1 protein-coding gene is annotated in these 502 nt (G+C 36.1%); it reads right to left on the reverse strand.

Going from position 1 to position 502, the window contains the following annotated elements; all coding sequences use genetic code 11:
• The coding region (locus A6013_RS26185; protein WP_217629496.1) for a hypothetical protein at positions 1-502 on the reverse strand (502 nt) is incomplete at both ends.

Raw genomic sequence — 502 nt, forward strand, 5'->3', positions numbered from 1 at the left:
GCATAGCTCGCGCCAGTACTCACTATCGCGTCGAGTGTATCCTATGACATTAGGACTAGCATTTGATTGTTCAAACTCCTTCGACCACTGTTCGAGCATATCAACATTCATAATTGGACAGTCATTCACTCGCTTAATAAATATGTGTCCTTTTTGAATAACTGGTAACGCAAAACATCTACTTGGCTGATATGAACCTTCATCCACTTTATGGCCAATTTTATTTGCTAATACTTTTGTATATTTACGATAATCATCTGCACTTATTCGCTCATTCAGAGGGATATATAGGCGTATTCTAGCTTGTTCAGTTGTATGGCTAAACGATGTGTGCCAATACCATGCAACACTGCTTAAAACTGCTCTGATTGCTTCATGTAATTGCTTTAAATCATTTATTTCATCATAATCAAGTACAATCACATCTCTGTATATGACATTTTTATCGTTTCGATGCTTTTTGATAATTTCACCATGATCATTTGCACCGTCTTTAATATCA

The organism is Enterobacter sp. IF2SW-B1 (assembly GCF_001743375.1).
GTDB lineage: Bacteria > Pseudomonadota > Gammaproteobacteria > Enterobacterales > Enterobacteriaceae > Enterobacter > Enterobacter bugandensis.